Below are 2,007 nucleotides of genomic sequence, written 5' to 3'. Positions count from 1 at the left end.
CTGCCGCCCCGAGGTTCTTGCCCGGGTAGAAGCTGGTCGCCGCCACGCGCGAGAGGGCCCCCGCGCGACCCACGGTGGAGGACGCGCCCTGCGACTGCGCCGAATCTTCGATGACCACGAGGTCGTGCGCGCGGGCGATCGGTGTGATCCGATCCATCGGGGCCGTCTGCCCGAACAGGTGCACGGGAACGATCGCGCGGGTGCGCTCGGTGATCGCGGCTTCGACTGCGTCGGGATCGATGAGGAGGTAGTCGTCATCGACATCCACGAAGACGGGCACCGCGCCGATGCGGGACACGGCTTCGGCGGTGGCGATGAAGGTGTTCGCAGGGACGATGACCTCATCGCCCGCGCTGATGCCGACGGCGCGGTAGGCGAGCTCGAGGGCGTCGGTTCCGTTGGAGACGCCGACGACATGCTCCACGCCGATGTAGTCGGCGAACTCCTGCTCGAACGCGTCGACCTCGACCCCGCCGATGAATCCGGCGGACTCGAGTTGTGCGCGCCACACCGGCATGACCTCGTCGACGATCTCGGCCTGCTGGGCGGCGAGGTCGAGGAACGGCACGTCGACTACCTGGGCCCGCCGTGAATGCAGGCCGGTGGGAGGCAGGGTGGTGGTCAAGGCGTCACCTCCAGCTGTCGAGCGGGCACGCCTGCCCAGGTCTGATCGTGCGGGACGTCGCCGAGAACGACCGCCCCCATCCCGATGGTGGCGGCGGTTCCGATGACGACGCTCTGCCGCACGGAGGCATTCATGCCGATATATGCCGCTTCGTGAATGCGTGCGAATCCACCGATGGCAGCGCCGGCGGCGAGGGTCGTGAAATCCTCCAGAATGCAGTCGTGCGTGATGACGCAGTTGGGCATCGCGACCACGTGACGGCCGATCGACGTATCCGCAGTGACGACGACGCCGTCCAAGAGGATGCTGCCGGCTTTCACGGTGCTGGTCCGGCCGATCCGCGCCGAACGCGCGACGTACGTCGCGAACCGCGCTTCGGGCACACCGGCCTTCAGGAGGCGGCGCACCACGTTCCGACGGACGCCGCTGGGGCCCACGCAGACCAGAAGCGCCTCGTCGCGCGTCACCGCGTCGTCGACGGTTCCGACCACGGGGATGCCGGCGACGTCGGTCCCGTGCAGTTCCGCGTTGTCGTCGACGAACCCGACCACGCCGGTGATCCCTGCGGCGAGGATCTCTCGCGCCAAACCGCTCGCACCCACCAGAAGCAGACCCTCGGTCACCGGGCTGCGCTCCCCGGTGCGCGCAGTACGGCGATCACGCGCTCCTGATCTGCATCCGACAGGGTGTGGAAGACGGGCAGGATGATCGTGTCGTCGTTGAGGCGCTCGGTGATCGGGAGGCCCCGCTCCGGCGTCAGGTCGCGGTACGGTGCGTGCCGGTGCGACGCCATGATGCCCCGGCGGGCGGAGATGTCCGCGCGAGCGAGTGCTTCGAGCAGCCCGTCGCGATCGGTCGGATAGGTGTCCTGCACCTCGATCCAGAAGGACTGATAATTGCCGGTGCCGTACGCCGGATCGGTCACGGCCCGAAGTCCCGGGATGTCGGCGATCGCGCGCTGGTAGGTCTGTGCGATCTCGCGCCGCCGCGCCACGATCTCGGGCAGCCGCCCCAGCTGCACGATTCCCACCGCCGCCTGCAGGTCGGTCATCCGGAAGTTGAAGCCCATCTCGCTGTATTCCTCTGCGGGCGGCAGAACCGAGACATGCCGGTCCGCTGCCGAGACGCTCATCGCGTGCTCACGCAGGTGGCGTGCGCGGGCGGCCCAGTCCTCGCGCCGGGTCGTGATCATGCCGCCCTCCCCCGTCGTCAGCAGCTTGCGCGGATGGAACGACCAGGCCGCGATGTCAGCGCCGGCGCCCACCGGGCGACCTTTGTACGTCGAGCCGGCCCCGCACGCGGCATCCTCGACGACGACGATGCCCAGCGGGTCCGTCACGGCGCGGATGTCATCCAGATCCACCGGCACGCCACCCTGGTCG

General features: G+C 69.2%; 3 protein-coding genes. All 3 read right to left on the bottom strand.

Going from position 1 to position 2,007, the window contains the following annotated elements; genetic code table 11:
• The coding region (locus VFX99_RS00990) for a DegT/DnrJ/EryC1/StrS family aminotransferase (protein ID WP_329664455.1) at positions 1 to 625 on the bottom strand (625 nt) is incomplete at its 3' end.
• Complete coding sequence (locus VFX99_RS00985; protein WP_329664454.1) at positions 622 to 1,248, bottom strand: NeuD/PglB/VioB family sugar acetyltransferase; 627 nt, start codon at positions 1,246 to 1,248, stop codon at positions 622 to 624. The genes VFX99_RS00985 and VFX99_RS00990, both read right to left, overlap by 4 nt.
• On the bottom strand, positions 1,245 to 2,007 hold a 763-nt coding region (locus VFX99_RS00980; protein WP_329664453.1), incomplete at its 5' end, for a DegT/DnrJ/EryC1/StrS family aminotransferase. The genes VFX99_RS00985 and VFX99_RS00980, both read right to left, overlap by 4 nt.

The organism is Microbacterium sp. (assembly GCF_036277215.1).
GTDB lineage: Bacteria > Actinomycetota > Actinomycetes > Actinomycetales > Microbacteriaceae > Microbacterium.
The sequence above is the reverse complement of the archived record's forward strand: the minus strand, read 5'-3'. Positions and strand labels throughout refer to the sequence as shown.